Raw genomic sequence first — 993 nt, 5'->3', positions numbered from 1 at the left:
GCCCGGCATCCGCCAGGTTGATGGTCAGCGTCGTCGTCGACAGGTCGCCGTCGCCATCCTTGATGGTGTAGACGAACACGTCCGTCGTCGCCGAGGAGATGTTGTTGGCCGTCGACTGRTAGGTRTAGGAGCCGTCGGCATTGAGATGCAGCGTGCCGTGCAGGCCGGCAATGTTGGTGCCGGCGCCGGTGATCACCGCCGTCGTGGTGTCGGCGCCCGCGGCGCGCACGCCGACCACGCCGCCAGCGGCGGCAAAGCCGTCGGCGCCAGCCACGTCGTTGGCCAGCACGCCCGCCGCCGCCGTCACGGTCAGCAGCGCGCCTTCGTTGACGTTGTTGGAGTTGGCCACCGCCGTCGGCACGTCATCGACGATGTTGACGGTGATGCTTCCGGTGGTGGAGTTGCCGACGCTGTCGGTGACCGTATAGGTGAAGTTCTCCAGGCCCGAGATGGTCTGGACGCCGTCATTGGCCTGTGCGTTGAGGTGGTTGCTGGTCAGCGTGTAGACGTAGCTGCCGTCGGTGTTGATGTGGATGGTGCCGTAGGTGCCGACGATGGTCTGCGCCGTATAGGTGAGCGCGCCGACGCCGCCCGATGCATTGAGCTGGTTGGTTGCATCGGTCTCGGCCGCAGACGTGGTGCCAAGGCTGCCGGTCACGGTGCCTGCCGCAAGATCGGCGCCGGTGATCGTGGTGTCGAGCGCGGCCTCGTTGACGGTGGCATCGTTGTCGGCCGGCGCGAYCAGCCCGGCATCCGCCAGGTTGATGGTCAGCGTCGTCGTCGACAGGTCGCCGTCGCCATCCTTGATGGTGTAGACGAACACGTCCGTCGTCGCCGAGGAGATGTTGTTGGCCGTCGACTGRTAGGTRTAGGAGCCGTCGGCATTGAGATGCAGCGTGCCGTGCAGGCCGGCAATGTTGGTGCCGGCGCCGGTGATCACCGCCGTCGTGGTGTCGGCGCCCGCGGCGCGCACGCCGACCCCACGCCGCCAGC

Annotated in this window: 1 protein-coding gene; it reads right to left on the bottom strand. The window is 67.2% G+C overall.

Annotated features, from left to right (window positions below; all coding sequences use genetic code 11):
- Positions 1–993: Ig-like domain-containing protein (locus tag AC1DVW_RS29665; RefSeq protein WP_477327934.1), on the bottom strand; the 993-nt coding region annotated here is incomplete at both ends.

The sequence above is a fragment of the Mesorhizobium sp. P3_B5 genome (assembly GCF_056402815.1).
Note: the sequence above shows the minus strand (reverse complement) of the source record. Positions and strands in the feature narration are given on the sequence as shown.